The sequence below is a fragment of the Rathayibacter sp. AY1G1 genome, from assembly GCF_002932095.1.
Taxonomy (GTDB): Bacteria; Actinomycetota; Actinomycetes; order Actinomycetales; family Microbacteriaceae; genus Rathayibacter.
Map to the genome: position 1 here is coordinate 17,215 of NZ_PSUZ01000028.1, position 16,679 is coordinate 33,893.

The following is a 16,679-nucleotide window of genomic DNA, read 5'->3' on the forward strand; positions in this document are numbered from 1 at the left end:
GCGCCGAGCGCGGCTAGCCCGTGCGGACGTTCGGCCCGACGGAGCCGCGGGCGATGAACAGGTCGAGCAGGTTCACGAGCCCCACCGCGCGGATGTAGAGCGCCGCGACGTCGTAGCGGCCGACGGGGAGCGCCTCGAGGGCGGCGGGCCCGGTCGGGTTGGTCGAGCGGTTCTGCGCGTTGACGTCGATCTGGATGACGTCCCGCAGGGCGGCGAAGACCGGGGTGATCGCGGTGGTGACAACGGCTCCGACAAGAGCAGGCAGGGCCGCGAGCAGCGGGTTCAGCACGTTCAGGACCAGGGTCAAGACGCTGGCGAGCACGCCAGCGCCGTTCAGCGGGATCCCGAGGATCCTGATGTTCTCGCGCAGCCGCTGTGTGAGCACGGTGACCAGCGACGTCGTGAAGGCGGTCAGGGCCGCCGCCGGAACGCCGAGTCCGCTGTCCACGAGGAGCGTCGAGTTCGGCGGGAGGTTGTTGAGGAAGGCGGAGTAGGAGCCGAACTGCGTGTTCCCGGGCTGCCCGGGAGCCGGCCCGAGGAGGGAGGCGAGATCGATGGTCAGTGTCGCCGGAGTCGTCCCGAGGCTCGCCTGGATCGGCTGACCTCCACCCGGCAGGTTCCCCGCGAGGATGGCGGCGGTGTCGACGGTGACAAGACCGATATTGCCGATCGTCGTCAGGGCGGTCGTCACTTGAGTGACGAGAGCTGTCAGCGCCGTCGACGTGAGCACCAGGTTCAGCCTGGTGATCTGGTAGTCGCGCTGCAGGTTGTCCGACCCGGGCACGCAGGCCGACTGAAGAGCTGCGCGTCCGGTGACGGCGCCGATCTGCAGAGTGAGCCCGGCAACGTTGGTCAGGAGGTCAGACAGACCAGGCCCGCCGACGGCGGCGAGGATCGCCTGCAGGTTGACGGTGCCGAAGTCGGGGTAGCTCCCCGACGTCGGGGTCAGCGCCAGCTGGCCGGCATTGGTGATCGCACCGGAGGCTCCGCGGACGGTGCCGGTGGTGCTCGCCTCCGCGTACTGGTTGAGGGTGCCGACGCCGGCGGGAGCCGCCAGCGTGAGGAGGGAGGAGAGCGTGCCGGTCAGCCCGGTCGCGTTCACGGCGATGCCGTTCAGTACCGTGGCGTTGACGCCGCCCGTCACGACGACCGGGTCGGGCGGATTCGGTCCCGACGCCGGCGCAGTCGCCGTCACGCCCGAGACACCGGCGACATTGTCGAGGTTCACGCCGCCGAGGAAGCCGCTGAGGAGGCGTCCGCGGGCGACCGCCTGGAAGACCGTGCCCACCGGGAAGCAGCTGATCGAGACGGCGGAGGCGGACTGCGCCAGCATCACCGCGGGCACCGACCAGACCGCTCCGGCCACGACCGTCCGCCGTGCGAAGACGCCCGCGGAATTCGCGCTCTTCTTCTCGCTCTTATCGCTGATATCGCTGGATGCGAGCGGATTAGACTCCGACATTGGCGGCCCTCCGGTGCTGTCGCTCGACGTAGACCCCTTGGCGCGTCGGCGGCAAACATAGCGAGAGAGGCGTCGCGATAAGAGGCGCTGGCGGATTTCTACTCGCACTGGCGGCGATCAGCGGAGAGGACGCGGAGAAGATGGCAGAGGACCCCCGGCTCCTTCTCTGGCGGCGCCGCCCGGACACGGCCTCCGTCGATCTGAACGGGCGCGTCCTGGTGCTCCCGCTGGACGTCTCCCCGATGGGCAGCCCCTACGCGCTGCGCGAGAGCGTGGCCGCGACCTGGCGCGCGCTCGACGACGAGCCGCAGGACTTCTCCGGCCTGGCCGACCGGCTCGCCCGCCTCCACACCACCGATCCCGGCGCCATCGCCGACGACCTGGCGCGCGTGCTGAGCGGGCTGGAGGAGCTGCTCCTGGTCGAGAGCAGCCCGCGCGGCGAGGAGTCCCGATGAGTGTCGCGAGCGTCGTCGTCCCCAGCTACGCGGGGGCGGCCCGCCTGCCCCGCCTCCTCGCCGCCCTCGCGGCTCAGACCCACCGCGACCTCGACGTGGTCGTGGTCCTCGACGGCGTCGTCGATGCCAGCGAGCCCGCCCTCGACGCCTCCCCCGTGCCCGTGCGCCGCGTCGTGCTCCCCGAGAACCGGGGGCGCTCCGCCGCGCTCACCGCCGGCTTCGACGCCGCGCGGGGCGACGTGCTGATCCGCTGCGACGACGACCTCGAGCCCGGCCCGGGCTGGGCCGCCGCGCACGTCGCGGCCCACCGGGACGCGGTCATCGGCGTCGTCGGCCTCTGCCCCGACGTCGACCCGGGCACCGCCTACTCCCGCGCCTACGGCCGGCCCGCCGGCGAGCGCTTCCGCCGCGGCGCCTACGCGGCGGGTTCCGACGCCTCCTGGCGCTACTGGGGCGGCAACGTCTCGGTGACGCGGGCGACGTACGACCGGGTCGGCGGCTACAGCACCGACTACCGCGAGTACGGCTGGGAGGACGTCGACTGGGGCTACCGGCTGCACCGCCTGGGAGTGCCGGTGCGGATCGAGCCCGGCGCCGAGGCCCTGCACCACGGCGCCTCCGTCTCGGCGGCGGTCCGCAGCCGGCGCGCGTTCCTCTCGGGGGCGGCCCGCCGCACCTTCGAGCGGCTGCACCCCGAGCAGGTGCGGGAGGCGGTGCCCGCAGCCGGCGCGTGGGACGCAGCCGTGCGCCTCCTGGCCCGCGACGGGAGCGAGCGGCGGACGGCACTGGTCGCGGGATTCGCGGACGCCGCGCTCGGAGTGGTGCCCCGCCCGGTCGGCGAGAAGCTGGTCGCGCTCGCCGTCGAGTCCGCAGCGATCGCGGGCTACGACCGCGGCAGAGGGCGTCCCGCGCACGGGTGACGGCGGCGCGGATCGACGGATCCGCGGGCCCGACAGCGGCGCCAACGCCGTGCGGGAGCCGATCTAGGCTCCCCCGCATGCGAGTCCTTCTGGTGGGCGGAGCGGGCTACATCGGGAGCCACACCGCCGTCGCGCTCCTCGAGAGCGGCCACGAGGTGCTGGTCGTGGACGACCTCTCGCACGCGAGCGAGCGGACCCTCGACACGGTGGAGGAGCTGACCGGCTCGGTGGTCCCCCGCCTGATCGCCGACGCGCGCGACACGGCCGCACTGACCCGCTTCCTCGCCGCCCACGGCCCGGTCGACGCCCTGGTCCTGCTCGCCGGGCTCAAGTCGGTCGGCGACTCGGTGCGGCGGCCCGTCGAGTACTGGACGGTCAACGTCGGGCTCGCCACCGCGGCGTTCTCGGTCGCAGCGGAGGCGGGGATCCGCACCGTCGTGTTCTCGAGCTCGGCGGCCGTCTACAGCCCGGGCGGCGCGATGCCGGTCGGGGAGGACTCCCCCGCCGGGCTCAGCGCGGCGAGCCCCTACGGCGCGACCAAGCGCGTCATCGAGGAGATCCTCGGCGACGCCGCGCGTGCCGATCCCCTCCTGCGCGCGGTCAGCCTCCGCTACTTCAATCCCATCGGCGCGCACCCGTCGGGGCGGATCGGCGAGGATCCGGCCACGGCGCCGGGGAGCCTCCTGCCCGTGCTGACGCGGGCCGCGGGCGACCCCTCCCGGTGCGTCGACGTCCTCGGCGACGACTACCCGACCCCCGACGGCACGGGGCTGCGCGACTACATCCACGTCTGCGATCTCGCGGCCGGGCACGTCGCGGCGCTCGAGCGCGCGCGGCCCGGGCACCGCGTCTACAACCTCGGCACGGGCTCGCCGACGAGCGTCCTCGAGCTGATCGACGAGGTCGAGCGGGCGAGCGGGGAGACGGTCCGGTGGCGGGCCGTGGGGCGCCGGCCGGGCGACCTCGCCGCGAGCTGGGCCGACCCGGCACGCGCCGAGCGGGAGCTGGGCTGGCGGGCGGTGCGCACCGTGCGCGAGGGCGTCCGCGACCAGTGGCGGTGGCAGACCCTGCAGCGCATCGGCGTCTCCTGATCCTTCCGGCACGGCGTCACTGAAAGAGTGACTTCTTCTTCTCCGCGACTCTTCTCCATCGTTGTGATCTCCGAGGGAATAGCACCTCCGCGACGAACTCCAGACGATCCTCGCCATTCCACTCGCGGCTTATCCGGATCATCGGACTCTTCTTTCCCCGTCGTTCTGCGACGACTCGTACTCGCCTTTCGATTCCTTCTCCACGAGCCGCTTAGCTTCTACTGCACTGCTGATCGGTCACCGACGACGGATAAGCATTCGGAGCCGCTCCCGTCTCCGGATGGCCGCCCGATCCTCACCGCACGCCCGGGGGAAGGGGCCCATCATCACTGCCGTCATCGACGCGACCACCCGTTCCCGATCCGTCCCCCCGGTCGGTCCCGGCCTGATCGTGCACGAGTGGGTCGAGCGCCGCGGAGGCGCCGAGCGCGTGCTCGAGGCGATGACCGAGGCCTTCGCCGACGCCGACGTCCGCGTCCTCTGGAGCGACTGCGCCGAGGTCGTCGGCAGGCCCGTCTCGGAGTCCTGGCTGGCGCGCACGCCGCTGCGCCGCCACAAGGTCCTCGCTCTGCCGGCGATGCTGCCCACGTGGAGGCTCCCGGTCGGCGCCTCCCGCGAGTGGGTGCTGGTCAGCTCGCACCTCTTCGCCCACCACGTCCGCACCAGCGGACCGACCCGCAAGCTCGTCTACGCGCACACCCCGGCCCGCTACATCTGGGAGCCCGACCGCGACGGCCGCGGCAGCAGCCTCGCCGCCCGCACCGCGAGCCTGCTCCTCAAGCCGATCGACCGCCTCCGCGCCGCCGAGGCCTCCTCCATCGCGGTGAACAGCCTCTTCACCGGGCAGCGGGTGCGCGACGCGTGGCACCAGCCGTCGAGGGTCATCTACCCGCCGGTGAACACCGAGCTGCTCTCGACGATCACCGACTGGCGCTCCCCGCTCGACGACGACGAGCTGCGCCTCCTCGACTCGCTCGCCCGGCCGTTCATCCTGGGCGCCTCGCGGTTCGTCCCCTACAAGCGCCTCGAGAAGGTCATGGACGCCGGAGCCCGCACCGGGCTGCCGGTCGTCATCGCCGGGCACGGCCCCTGGGAGGCGCGGCTCCGCGCCTACGCCGAGGAGATCCGGGCCGACGTGACCTTCGTCATCTCGCCCTCCGACCAGCTGATCCGCGCGCTCTACGCGCAGGCGCTCGTGTACGTCTTCCCCGCGGTCGAGGACTTCGGGATCATGCCCGTCGAGGCGATGGCCTGCGGGACGCCGGTCATCGGGACCGACATCGGCGGAGTGCGCGAGAGCGTGTCCCTCGCCGGCGGGGGCGTCATCGCGGACCTCGAGGGGGATCCCGACTGGAGCGACCTGCTGCGCCGTGCGCTCGCGCTCGACGTCGACGCCTTCCGGGCCCGGAGCCGGGTCTTCTCGCGCCGGCGCTTCATCGCCGAGATCCAGGACTGGGTCGCCGAGCAGACCGCCTGACGACGGCGCTCCCCGCCGCGGGAGGCCGTCCGTGCGCGCGTCACCGTGCGTGCGGACGACCCTCCCGCGGCGGGATCAGAACAGGCCGCGCGGGGGTTCGATCGAGGCGAGGACGCCGGGAGCGGCGATCACGCTGAGGCGGCCGACCTCCTCCGGGGTCAGCTCGGGCAGGCGCTGCGCGAGGTCGAGGAAGCGCTCGATCTCGGACTTCTCGAGCACGTCGGCGGCGAGCGTGCGGAACTTCGACACGTACTGCTCGCGGCTGAACGGGTGCGCGCCCAGCGGGTGCGCGTCCGCCACCGCGATCTCGTCGACGATCGTCGTGCCGTCCGTCATCAGGATCTCGACGCGGGCGCCGAACGCCTTCTCGCCCGGATCGGTGGAGTGGTAGCGGCGCGTCCACTCCGCGTCCTCCTGCGTCGTGACCCGGTGCCAGAGCGCGATGGTGTCGGCGCGGGCGGCCCGCTCGGGGGCGTAGCTGTGCACGTGGTGCCAGGCGCCGTCCTGCAGCGCCACCGTGAAGATGTACGGCACGGAGTGGTCCAGCGTCTCGCGGGACGCGGCCGGGTCGTACTTCTGCGGGTCGTTCGCGCCCGAGCCGATCACGAAGTGCGTGTGGTGCGAGGTGTGCAGGACGATCCGCTCGACGCGCTCGGGATCGGCGGCCTCGGGGTGCGTGCGGTGCAGGCGGCGGGCGAGGTCGATCAGCGCCTGCGCCTGGTACTCGGCCGAGTGCTCCTTCGTGTACGTGTCGAGGATCGCGCGCTTGGCCTCGCCGCGGTCGGGCAGCGGGACGTCGTAGCTCGCGTCGGCGCCGTCGAGCATCCAGGCGATGACGCCGTCCTCGCCCTCGTAGATCGGCGACGGGCTGGTCTCGCCGCGCATCGCCCGGTCGACCGCCTCGATCGCCATCTTCCCCGCGAAGGCCGGCGCGTACGCCTTCCAGCTCGAGATCTCGCCCTTGCGCGACTGCCGCGTGGCGGTCGTCGTGTGCAGGGCCTGCGCGACGGCCTGCTCGATCGTCGCGACGTCGAGGCCGAGCAGCGTGCCGATCCCGGCGGCGGCCGAGGGGCCGAGGTGCGCGACGTGGTCGATCTTGTGCCGGTGCAGGCTGATCGCGCGCACCAGGTCGACCTGGACCTCGTATCCGGTGACGATGCCGCGGACGAGCTGCGCCCCGCCGATGCCCGCGTGCTGGGCGACGGCGATCAGCGGAGGGATGTTGTCGCCCGGGTGCGAGTACTCGGCCGCCAGGAACGTGTCGTGGTAGTCGAGCTCGCGCACGGCGACTCCGTTGGCCCAGGCCGCCCACTCGGGCGAGACCCGGCGGGCCGGGTCGACGCCGAGGACGACCGAGCCCTGGCCGCCGATGGAGGCGGGGTGCGCGAGAGCCTGCGCGCGGGCGGCGACGACCGGGCGGCGCAGGAGCGACGCGGTGGCGACGGCGGCGTTGTCGATGACCCGGTTGACCACCATCTCGGCGACCTCGTCGTCGATCTCGACCGGATCGGCGGCGACCTCGGCGAGCGCGTGGGCGAGCTGCCCGTGTCGCGGGAGCTCCTCGTCGCTGCGGTGGACGCGGACGTGGTGTTCGTGCACGGGCGGCTCCTTCGTCTCTCCCCCAGGCTATCGCCCGCCTCCGGCCCGGGCCGCGCGGGCAGAATGGGCGGATGTCCTCCCCCACGCGCGTCGCGGCGCTCGACTGCGGCACCAACTCCCTCCGCCTGCTGATCGCCGACGTGGAGGGCGGCCGCCTCCGGGACGTCCAGCGCCGCACCGAGCTCGTGCGGCTGGGCCGCGGGGTCGACCGCACCGGCCGCTTCGACCCGGCCGCGCTCGAGCGGACCCTCGCCGTCACCCGCGAGTACGCGGCCGCCGCGCAGGAGGCCGGCGCCGAGCACCTCCGCTTCGTCGCCACCTCGGCCACCCGCGACGCGGCCGACCGCGAGGACTTCCTCGCCGCCGTCGAGCGGATCCTCGGCGTCACCCCGGAGACGATCTCCGGCGAGGAGGAGGCGCGGCTCTCCTTCCGCGGCGCGGTCTCGGCCGTCGACTCCGCCCGGCCCGTGCTGGTCGTCGACCTCGGCGGCGGCTCGACCGAGCTCGTGCTCGGCGGAGCGGAGCCGGAGCAGGCGCACTCGATGGACGTCGGCAGCGTCCGCCTGACCGAGCGCCACCGCCGGGCCGCCGAACCGACGGAGGGCGAGCGCGCGGCGATGCGGGCGGACGTGGGCGCCGCGCTGGCCGCCTCCTCCGTCGACCTCTCGCAGGCCCGGAGCGTCGTCGGCGTCGCCGCGACCGTGCTCACGATCACCGCGCACGTCCTCCGCAGCACCGACCGCGCTGCGCTCGAGACGTCCCTCCCCCTCTCCGACGTCCTCGCCGCCTGCGACGAGCTCGCCGCGCTGTCTCCGGAGGGGACGGCGGCCCTCCCCTGGGTGCGCCCGGGGCGCGAGGACGTGCTGGCGGCCGGCGCGCTGGTCTGGGGAGAGGTCCTCCGCGCGGTCCACGAGGCGTCGCCGGGCGTCGACCGGGTCCGCTCGACCGCGCACGACATCCTCGACGGGATCGCGCTCGGCCTCGCCTGACGCGCGCGCGGGTCAGGCGGTGAGGGCGCTCCCGGAGTCGCGCGGGAGCCGGGCGGCGGCGGCGAGCGGCACGAGGGTCAGCACCGCGAGGGCGAGGAAGGCGACGCGGTACGGGACGAGGCCGGGCCCGATCGCGGTGCCGACGGCGAGCGCCACCGCGCCCACCGCGACTCCGAGTCCGGCCGCGATCTGCTGCGTGGTGGCGTTGAGGGTGTTCGCGCCCGACATCCCCTCCTGCGGGACCTCGGCGAACGTGACGGTGTTGTAGGCCGTGAAGCCCGCCGAGCGGGCCACTCCGCTCAGCACCAGCAGCGCCACCACGAGCGCCACCGGAGTCGCCGGCTCGAGGAACGCCATCGCCGCCATGCACGCCGCCCCGACCGCGCTCGCCGCGACCAGCACCCCGCGGAAGCCGAGGCGCCGCAACAGCGGAGTCGTGGCCGGCTTGATCGCCAGGTTGCCGGCGAAGAGCGCCAGCACCACGGAGCCGGCCTGCACCGGGCTCCAGCCGAACGCGTCCTGGAACAGCAGCGGGAGCAGGAACGGCACCGCGTTCACGGTCGCCCGGTAGAGCGATCCGCTCGCGTTGGCGACCCGGAAGGTGCGGAAGCGGAAGGCGTCGAGCCGCACGAGCGGATGCTCGGCGCGGCGCAGGTGCCGCACGGCGAGCGCCGTCACGACCGCGCCGACGAGCAGCGGCGCCACCGCCCGCCCGTCGAGCTCGGAGCCGGTGAGGAGCCCCGCCGCTCCGACCAGCGCGCCGAGCCCGACCGCGACGAGCACCAGCCCCGTGACGTCGAGCGGGGGCGGCGCGCTCTCGGAGGTGGCGGGGACGATCCGGCGCGCGATCGCGAACGCGACGACCCCGAGGGGCAGGTTGATCAGGAAGATCCAGTGCCAGGAGGCGACGGTCGTGAGCAGCCCGCCGAGGAACGGCGCGATCACGGGGGCGACCAGTCCCGGCCAGACCAGGATCGCGATGGCGTGGATGATCCCCTCCCGCGGAGTCGCCCGCAGCACCGCGAGCCGGCCGACCGGCACCATCAGCGCGCCGCCGACGCCCTGCAGGACGCGGGCGCCGACCAGCAGCGGCAGCGTGGGGCTGAGCGCGCAGAGCAGGGAGGCGAGGGTGAAGACGGCGATCGCGGTGGTGAAGACGCGGCGCACGCCGAAGCGCTCGCTGAGCCAGCCCGAGGCCGGGATGAGGACGGCGACGGTGAGGAGGAACGCGGTGACGGTGATCGAGACCGCGGCGGAGTCGACGCCCAGGTCGGCGGCGATCGCGGGCGCGGCGGTCGTCACGATCGTGGCGTCGAGGTTCTCCATGAAGAAGCAGCCGGCGACGAGCAGCGCGAGGGAGCGGTGGCGGGGGTCCGTGCTTTCCTCCTCGGCGTGGGGCTGTCGGCGGCGAGCGTAGCGCGGCGACGGCGCGGCCGCCGGGCGGGTACCGTCGCAGCATGAGCGCTGCAGCCGAGACCAGGACGATCCAACTCCGACGCTACGAGCTGATGGACGGGGTGATGGACGACTTCCTCGCCTGGTTCCCCGAGCGGATCGTGCCGGCGCGCGAGGCCCACGGCTTCCGGATCGAGTTCGCCTACGCCGACCGCGAGGTGAACGAGTTCGTCTGGGCGGTCAGCACGGCCGGCGACGCCGACGCGTTCGCCGAGGTCGAGCGGGCGTACCTGGCCTCGCCAGAGCGCGACGCCGCCTTCGCGGGCGAGCCGAAGCGCGTCGCGGTGCAGCACGTGCGGCTGGTCGAGCGGATCGTCTGACCCGGGCGGCGTCCTGCCGGGGCGCCGCCGACTCCGGGCGCCGTCGGGTCCGGGCCCGTCAGCTCCGGGCGCGTCGCACGGCCGCGAGGACGCCGCGGACCACGAGCGTCCCGACCGCGATCGACCCGATCGCTCCGGTCAGGCGCGCCCAGACGTGCTTCGGCCGGTCGATCCCGGCGCGGTCGGCGGGCGAGGGGAGCGAGGCGGGCGCGAGCGTGCGGCCCGCGGCTCCCGCCTCGGCCATGTGGGCGAGCCGGCGCACGGCCTCGCGGTTGCGGATCCAGAGGAACGAGTGCATCAGCAGCTTCGGGATGAGCGTGCCCGGGCCCTTCACGGGCGCCTCGTGCATCCGCACCTTCGCGCCGCGCGCGTGCGGCTCGACCTCGACGCGCACCCGGGCCTCGCCGAGCGGCCAGCCGGCGGCCTGGATGACCATCCGGCGCGGCGGGTCCCACTCGAGGACCGTGGTGCGGTCGTCGATCACGAGCGGCCAGAGGCCGAAGGAGTGGTGCAGCTGCGAGCCCACGTGCGGGAAGTCGGCGTCGACCTTCCGCATCCGCGACGCGCCGACGACCCAGCTCGGGAACAGCCAGCCGGAGGCGAGCACCGCGAAGACGGACTCGGGCGGGCAGTGGACGACGCGGGTGGTGCGGGACATCGCGGGCTCCTTCTGGTGGTGGTCGGGCGCGTGGCGGCGCCGTCCCTCAGCCTGGCAGGCCGGGGGCGGCGACGGGCGCAGCGCAACGGCGGCGGCTCAGGCCGGGTGCGCCTCCGGCGACAGGTCGGGCGACTCGCGCACCCCGAACTCGTGCCGCAGCGCGCTGCGGGCGGCGTGCCAGCCGGCCATGCCGTGCACGCCCGGCCCGGGCGGGGTGGACGAGGAGCAGAGGTAGAGCCCCTTCGCGGGCGTCCGCCATGGGTCGTTCGTGGGGACCGGGCGCGAGAGCAGCTGCGCGACGCTCGCGGCTCCGGCGGCGATGTCCCCGCCCAGGTAGTTCGGGTTGTAGGCCTGCATGTCGCGGGCGGTCATCGAGGAGGCGCCGATCACGCGGTCGCGGAACCCGGGGGCGAAGCGCTCGATCTGGGCGGTGATCGCCTCCTGCTGGTCGGCGGGCGAGTACCGGGGGACGTGCGTGTACGCCCAGAGGACGTGCTTGCCCTCGGGCGCCCGGGTCGGATCGGCGATCGAGGGCTGCGCCACCAGCACGTAGGGGCTGCGGCTGTGCCGGCCGCGCTTCACGTCGCGCTCGGCGGCCGCGATCTCGGCGCGGCTGCCGCCCACGTGCAACGTGCCTGCGCCGGCGAGCTCCGGGTTCGTCCACGGCACCGGCCCGTCGAGGGCGAAGTCGACCTTGGCCACGCCGTTGCCGTAGCGGAAGCGCTGGAGGGCCGCGGCGTACGCCGGGGGCAGCCGGTCCCCCGCCATCGCGAGCAGCGCCGTCGGCGTGCCGTCGACGAGCACGGCGCGGGCCGGGGGCAGCTCGGAGAGCGAGGTCACCTCGACGCCGGTCTCGATGGTGCCGCCGTGCGCCCGGAGGTCGTCGGCGAGCGCGTCGACGATCGACTGGCTGCCTCCGATCGGCACCGGCCAGCCGCGCGCGTGGGCGTAGGCGCCGAGCGCCAGGGCGGCCGCGGCCGTCGACGGGCTCGGCATCGGGCGGATCGAGTGCGCGGCGACCCCGGAGAACATCGCCGGGGCGACGTCGTCGCGGAAGCGCAGGTTCCACACCGGGGTGCCCTGCTCGAGCACCCGCAGTCCGAAGCGGATCAGCACGCTCGGGTCCGTCGGGATCCGCAGCAGCGCGTCGTTCGTGAAGCCCGCGACGCGGTCGGCCCGCTCGGAGAGAGGTCCCATCAGGGCGCGCCACGCCGCTCCGTCGCGCCCCAGCGCCTCGGCCGTGCGGTCGAGGTCGCGGTAGGCGATGCCCGCGCGGCCGCCGTCGAGCGGATGCGCGTACGAGATCTCGGGGACGACCAGCTCGATGCGCCGGTCGAGCCCGAAGGCGCGGAAGAAGCCGGACGCGAGCGCCATTGGGTGCACCGCCGAGCAGACGTCGTGGTGGAAGTCGGGCAGTGTCAGCTCCGCCGTGCGCGCGCCGCCGCCGATCGTCTCGTTGCGCTCGAGCACGGTGACCGAGAGCCCGGCCCGCGCGAGCGTGACCGCGGCGGCGAGGCCGTTGGGCCCCGCCCCGATGACGACGGCGTCGACCACGGTCACTTCCTCCGCAGGGCCGAGACGACGCCCGCGGCGCCGGCGGCGAGGGCCGCGGCGGCCCCCGCGTAGCTCAGGGCGCGGTGGCGGATCATCCAGATCTGGGGCGTCATGGTGTGCGCGCGGTCGCTGAAGAGGCCGCGCGCGCCGTGATCGCCGGGGACCGGCTCGTAGACGTTGTTCGGCAGCATCGGCTCCGTCTTGTCGGGGGCCTGCTGACCGTCGAAGGCGCTGCGGGCGAGGTACCAGTCCATGAAGCGCCCGGCGAAGCGGTCGCCGAGGATGGTGCCCGCGGTCGGCTCGCCGACCCACGTGCGGCGGCGCGGCTTATCGGCCACGTCGGCGATCGCGATCGCCCCCACCTCGGGCTCGTAGATCGGCGGCACGGGCTGCGGGTGGTGCGGCAGCTGCGACTTCACCCAGTTGAACTGGATGGTGTTGAGCGCCGGCATGTCGACCTCGGACAGGCGCACGCGGCTCTTCGCGTGCAGCAGCTCCGCGGTGACGGCCTCGGTGAAGCCTCGGGCGCCGAACTTGGAGGCGCAGTACGCGGCCTGCAGCGGGATGCCCCGGTGCGCGAGGGCGGAGCCGACCTGGATGACGTGCCCGCGGTCGCGCGGGGTCATCCGGGAGAGGGCTGCGCGGGTGCCGTTGACGAAGCCGAAGAAGTTGACGCCCACGGCGCGCTCGAAGTCGGCGGGCTCGGTCGAGAGGAACTCGCCGAAGACGCCGACCATCGCGTCGTTGACCCACAGCTCGATCGGGCCGAGCTCGGCCTCGACCCGGTCGGCCGCCGACTCGACGGCCTCGCGGTCGGCCACGTCGGTCGGGATGCCCAGCCCGCGCCGGCCCTTCTGCTCGATCTCGGCGACCGTGGCCGCCAGTCCGTCCTCGCCGCGTGCCAGCACGGCGACGTCCCAGCCGCGGGAGGCGAGCTCGCGGACCGTGGCGCGTCCGAGCCCGGCCGTGCCGCCCGTGACGACGGCGACTCCGCGGCTCATGCGCGGGCCTCGCGGGAGGAGGTCTCGAGGCGGGGGTGCTGCGTCATGGTGCGGGCTCCTTCGTGAGGGCGCGGTGTGCGTCGGGAATCCCACGCTAGGCGGGAGCGGCGGCGCGGCGCGCGGGGTTGCGCCCGATCGGTGGAGAGCTCGGTGGATCCGCGCCCGGGGAGGAGAATCGCTCCCGACAGCTCCCGGCTCTCCTCCAGAGACCGCCGCCAGACTGACGCCCGCCCGAGCACCCTCCGACCGGATCGACGCATGACCTCTCTCCTCGACCTGAGCCTCGTCTCCGGCCCCCTCGTCGTCGCCGTCTACGTGCTCGCGATCGGAGCGCTCCTCCTCCTGCTCGCCGCCCACGTCCGCGCTCCCCGCCGCGGGCGCTCCCGACGCGGCGGGATCGCCGTCGCGGTCCTCCTCCTGGGCCTGATCGGCGGTGCCGCCCTGGCCGCCCTCGTCGACGGGCCCGACGGCCCGTTCGGCGTCGACTTCACGCCGGTCACCCGGGTCGCGATCGGCCTCGGGATCGGCGGGCTGGGCGTCGCCCTGGTCGTCCTCGGGCACGCGATCGCCCGCCGCCGCGCGCGGGGGGTTCTCGCATCGCTCGCGGCCGGAGTGCTCGTCGTCGCGGCGGCCGCGATGACCGTCAACATCGACTTCGGCCAGTACCCCACGGTGCGCAGCGCGCTCGGGATCAGCGCGTACTCCGACTCCTCCGTGCCGGTCGCCGCCGCGGACGGACCGCACTCGGACCTCGCGACCTGGACCGCCCCGGCCGGGATGCCCGCCGTCGGCTCGGTCTCGACGGTCGCCATCCCCGCCACCGCGTCGGGCTTCCCGGCCCGCGACGCCGTGGTCTACCTCCCGCCCGCGGCCCTCACCGCGGCACCGCCGCTGCTGCCGGTGATGATCATGCTCTCGGGGCAGCCGGGGTCGCCCTCCGATCCGCTCTCGACCGAGAAGTTCCAGCAGACCCTCGACGCCTACGCCGCCACGCACGCCGGCCTCGCGCCGATCGTCGTGTCGCCCGACCAGCTGGGCGATCCGGACAGGAACCCGATGTGCGTCGACTCGCCGCTCGGGAAGTCCGCCACCTACCTCACCGTCGACGTCCCGAACTGGATCCGCGCGAACCTGCCGGTGCTCGGCGACGCGCAGCACTGGGCGATCGGCGGCCTCTCGCAGGGCGGGACCTGCTCGATCCAGCTCGGCGCCGGCCACCCGTCGCTCTTCGGCAACATCGTCGACGCCTCGGGCGAGCTCGCGCCGACCCTCGGCAGCGAGGCGGCGACGGTCGCGCAGGGGTTCGGCGACGACCAGGCCGCCTACGAGGCCGCGAAGCCGGTGAACGTCCTCGCGGCGAACGCCCCCTACACCGGCACCGTCGCGATCTTCGGAGTCGGCGCCGAGGACACCTCGTTCCTCCCCGGAGCGAAGACCGTCTACGCCGCGGCCGTCGCCGCCGGCATGAGCGCCACCTACCTCGAGGTGCCGGACAGCGCCCACGACGTCACGGCGTGGTCGGCGACCTTCGACAAGGGCCTCGAGATCCTCGCCGACCGCTGGAAGCTCGTCCCCGCCTCCTGAACGGCTCCGCGCCTCAGGCGCTCTCGACCAGCCGGACCGCCGCCTCGATCCCGCCGCTCCACGGCGCTCCGTGGCCCGGCACCACCCAGCGCGCCCCGGTGGGCAGGAGCGCCCGGAGCGACGCGAGCGCCTGCTCCGGCTCGTCGGTGAAGGGCGCGGGCTGCGGACCCGTGCGGCCGGTGAGCACGTGGCGGGTGGTCAGCCCGTCGCCGACGAAGACCGCGTCGGCCGGCGGCACGTGCACGGCGATGCTCCCCGGGGAGTGGCCCGGGAGCGCGATCACGCGCGGAGTGCCCGGCAGGTCGAGCGTCTGCCCGTCGTGCACTTCGACGACCTCGGTGAGCGGCGGGACCGTCGCGATGCCCTTCCGCAGCGCGTAGGCCGCGAAGCCGAGGAGCGGCAGGACGCGCAGCCGCGGTGTCGCGATCCTCGGCTTCGCCCCGCCCTTCGCCCGCTCGGCGTCGGCGGCGTGCACGTGGACCGGCACGCCGTGGTCGCGGCGCAGGCGCTCGGCGAAGCCCACGTGGTCGGAGTCGCCGTGGGTCAGCACGACGCCGCGCACGTCGTCGAGGGTGCGGCCCATTGCGCGCAGCTCGGCCAGGAGCTCCGGCCAGAGAGCGGCCGGCCGCGTTCCTCCTCGTGACGGCCCCCGCTCCCGGCACGCCCGTCACCGCCCAGGAGTACCGCGACGCGGCGAGCGCCCGCCTGCTGGACCTCACCGCGCAGCTGGCGGGCGAGGAGGACGCCCTCGAGGCGGCGCGCACGCTGACCGCCTGGGCGACGGGGTTCATCGGGATGGAGATCACCGGCGCCTTCACCCTCGGCGGCGATGTGGAGAGCGCCTGGCGCTTCGGGCTGGGGCGGATCGTCTCCGCGCTCGCTCCGGCCGCGTCGCGCTGAGCGCCGCCGCTCAGGCCCGGCGGAGCGCCGCCTCGTCCTCGAGGAACCGCGGACGGCACGCGACGATCCCGCTGACCAGCAGCACCGCCACTCCGGCGAACAGCAGCGCGTACGCGCCGCCCCAGTCCCCCTGCGCCTCGTAGAGCACGCCGATCAGCAGCGGACCGAGGCAGGCGAGCCCGTAGCCGAGCCCCTGCGTGGCGCCGGAGAGGGTCGAGGAGCCGGTGGTCGTCCGCGTCCGCGCGTTCACGAGCGTCAGCGTCATCGGGAACGTGCTGACGCCGAGCCCGAGGCAGACCACCCACGCCACGGCTCCCTCCAGCGGAGCGACGACGAGGCCGGCGTAGCCGACCGCGAGCAGCGCGCAGCACACCACCACGACCACGACCGGGTTGCGCATCCCCAGCGTCAGCGGCGGCACCACGAAGGCGGCGGCGAGGCCGAACACCGAGAACAGCGCCAGCAGCGCCCCGCCCTGCGCCGGATCCGCGCCCGCGTCGACGAGGATCGTCGGCAGCCAGGTAATGATCCCGTAGGTGTGCAGACCGGTCATCCCGAGCATCAGCACCATCGCCCAGAGCAGCGGCGTGCGCCAGGCCCCGTCCACGCGGCCGCCGGCGGCGGCCGGAGCCGCCCCGCCTCCTCCGCGGGTCGCGAGCGCCGCCCAGAGCAGGCAGGCCGCGGCCGTCATCACGGCCCAGATCCCGATCGCCCAGCGCCACCCCGCCGTCGAGGCCAGCGGCACCGCGACCAGCGGAGCGACGAACTGGCCCACCTGCAGCAGCGCCAGGTAGAGCGAGCTGACCGTCTTGATCCGCTCGGCGAAGTACCGCTTCACGATCGGCACGATGAGCACGTTCGTGGTGCCCACGCCCGCGAAGGCGACGACGGTCGAGAGCACCAGAGCGACCGGGCTCGGGCTGAGCGCGCGGAGGGCGATGCCCAGTGTGGTCACCAGCGTCGCGATCGCGAGCGTGCGCTCCAGGCCGATCCGGCGCGAGACGGCCGCGGCGACGAAGCCGAAGACGGCGAAGGAGGCGGTGACGATCGTCCCCAGCGCCCCGTAGAGCGAGGGCCCGAAGCCGAGATCGGCGCCGATCGTGTCGAGCAGCGGGCTGAAGCCGGTGACGGCGGTGCGGAGGTTCAGCGCGGTGATCGCGATGGCGGCGAGGGCCAGGAGGGCGGTGGCGCGGAGCGTCGGTGCTGCGGTCATG

At 74.4% G+C, this 16,679-nt stretch carries 16 protein-coding genes; 8 read left to right on the forward strand and 8 right to left on the reverse strand.

The window, feature by feature from the left end:
• Window positions 1–13: 13 nt before the first annotated feature.
• Window positions 14–1,462, reverse strand: a complete 1,449-nt coding sequence (locus tag C5C36_RS14495; protein ID WP_146081518.1) for a choice-of-anchor G family protein — start codon at window positions 1,460–1,462, stop codon at window positions 14–16.
• Window positions 1,463–1,602: 140 nt separating this feature from the next.
• On the opposite strand from C5C36_RS14495, the gene C5C36_RS14500 reads away from it, so the two are divergent.
• The 4 genes from C5C36_RS14500 to C5C36_RS14515 all read left to right on the forward strand — a co-directional run bounded on the left by C5C36_RS14500 (window position 1,603) and on the right by C5C36_RS14515 (window position 5,405).
• Window positions 1,603–1,917, forward strand: a complete 315-nt coding sequence (locus tag C5C36_RS14500) for a hypothetical protein (RefSeq protein WP_104309962.1) — start codon at window positions 1,603–1,605, stop codon at window positions 1,915–1,917.
• The gene (locus C5C36_RS14505; RefSeq protein WP_104309963.1) at window positions 1,914–2,837 is read left to right on the forward strand and encodes a glycosyltransferase; all 924 of its coding nucleotides are present in this window, start codon (window positions 1,914–1,916) and stop codon (window positions 2,835–2,837) included. The genes C5C36_RS14500 and C5C36_RS14505 overlap by 4 nt, the downstream gene beginning before the upstream one ends.
• Window positions 2,838–2,914: 77 nt before the next feature.
• Window positions 2,915–3,928, forward strand: a complete 1,014-nt coding sequence (gene galE, locus C5C36_RS14510) for a UDP-glucose 4-epimerase GalE (protein ID WP_104263347.1) — start codon at window positions 2,915–2,917, stop codon at window positions 3,926–3,928.
• A 280-nt stretch (window positions 3,929–4,208) separates the two neighbouring features.
• A complete protein-coding gene (locus tag C5C36_RS14515; protein ID WP_104227213.1) occupies window positions 4,209–5,405 on the forward strand; it encodes a glycosyltransferase in 1,197 nt (398 codons plus the stop codon).
• 75 nt (window positions 5,406–5,480) lie between these two features.
• Here the strand turns inward: C5C36_RS14515 and C5C36_RS14520 are convergent, their stop codons facing one another.
• A complete protein-coding gene (locus tag C5C36_RS14520; protein WP_104263349.1) occupies window positions 5,481–7,004 on the reverse strand; it encodes an MmgE/PrpD family protein in 1,524 nt (507 codons plus the stop codon).
• Between the two features lie 71 nt (window positions 7,005–7,075).
• Between C5C36_RS14520 and C5C36_RS14525 the strand changes: the two genes are divergently transcribed.
• The gene (locus C5C36_RS14525) at window positions 7,076–7,993 is read left to right on the forward strand and encodes an exopolyphosphatase (RefSeq protein WP_104263350.1); all 918 of its coding nucleotides are present in this window, start codon (window positions 7,076–7,078) and stop codon (window positions 7,991–7,993) included.
• Window positions 7,994–8,005: 12 nt separating this feature from the next.
• Here C5C36_RS14525 and C5C36_RS14530 read toward each other — a convergent pair whose 3' ends face one another.
• Window positions 8,006–9,319, reverse strand: coding sequence for an MFS transporter (locus tag C5C36_RS14530; RefSeq protein ID WP_104309964.1), 1,314 nt, complete (start codon window positions 9,317–9,319; stop codon window positions 8,006–8,008).
• Window positions 9,320–9,450: 131 nt separating this feature from the next.
• On the opposite strand from C5C36_RS14530, the gene C5C36_RS14535 reads away from it, so the two are divergent.
• Complete coding sequence (locus C5C36_RS14535) at window positions 9,451–9,768, forward strand: NIPSNAP family protein (RefSeq protein WP_104224531.1); 318 nt, start codon at window positions 9,451–9,453, stop codon at window positions 9,766–9,768.
• Between the two features lie 58 nt (window positions 9,769–9,826).
• On the opposite strand, the gene C5C36_RS14540 is transcribed toward C5C36_RS14535, so the two are convergent.
• The 3 genes from C5C36_RS14540 to C5C36_RS14550 all read right to left on the reverse strand — a co-directional run bounded on the left by C5C36_RS14540 (window position 9,827) and on the right by C5C36_RS14550 (window position 12,981).
• Window positions 9,827–10,426: an SRPBCC domain-containing protein gene (locus C5C36_RS14540; protein WP_104309965.1), complete on the reverse strand. Its 600-nt coding sequence runs from the start codon at window positions 10,424–10,426 to the stop codon at window positions 9,827–9,829.
• 96 nt (window positions 10,427–10,522) lie between these two features.
• Window positions 10,523–11,980 carry a phytoene desaturase family protein gene (locus tag C5C36_RS14545; protein ID WP_374954353.1) on the reverse strand — a complete coding sequence of 486 codons (1,458 nt, stop codon included), beginning with the start codon at window positions 11,978–11,980 and terminating at the stop codon, window positions 10,523–10,525.
• A 2-nt stretch (window positions 11,981–11,982) separates the two neighbouring features.
• Window positions 11,983–12,981, reverse strand: a complete 999-nt coding sequence (locus tag C5C36_RS14550; protein ID WP_104233564.1) for an SDR family oxidoreductase — start codon at window positions 12,979–12,981, stop codon at window positions 11,983–11,985.
• Between the two features lie 258 nt (window positions 12,982–13,239).
• On the opposite strand from C5C36_RS14550, the gene C5C36_RS14555 reads away from it, so the two are divergent.
• On the forward strand, window positions 13,240–14,565 hold the full coding sequence (locus C5C36_RS14555; protein WP_104297700.1) for an esterase family protein: 1,326 nt from the start codon (window positions 13,240–13,242) through the stop codon (window positions 14,563–14,565).
• Window positions 14,566–14,578: 13 nt separating this feature from the next.
• Here C5C36_RS14555 and C5C36_RS14560 read toward each other — a convergent pair whose 3' ends face one another.
• Window positions 14,579–15,166, reverse strand: coding sequence for an MBL fold metallo-hydrolase (locus C5C36_RS14560; RefSeq protein ID WP_258072318.1), 588 nt, complete (start codon window positions 15,164–15,166; stop codon window positions 14,579–14,581).
• 38 nt (window positions 15,167–15,204) lie between these two features.
• Here C5C36_RS14560 and C5C36_RS14565 point away from each other — a divergent pair, with 38 nt between their 5' ends.
• Window positions 15,205–15,465, forward strand: a complete 261-nt coding sequence (locus tag C5C36_RS14565) for a TetR-like C-terminal domain-containing protein (protein WP_104261301.1) — start codon at window positions 15,205–15,207, stop codon at window positions 15,463–15,465.
• 10 nt (window positions 15,466–15,475) lie between these two features.
• On the opposite strand, the gene C5C36_RS14570 is transcribed toward C5C36_RS14565, so the two are convergent.
• Window positions 15,476–16,678, reverse strand: coding sequence for an MFS transporter (locus C5C36_RS14570; RefSeq protein ID WP_104309968.1), 1,203 nt, complete (start codon window positions 16,676–16,678; stop codon window positions 15,476–15,478).
• Between the last annotated feature and the right edge of the window lies 1 nt (window position 16,679).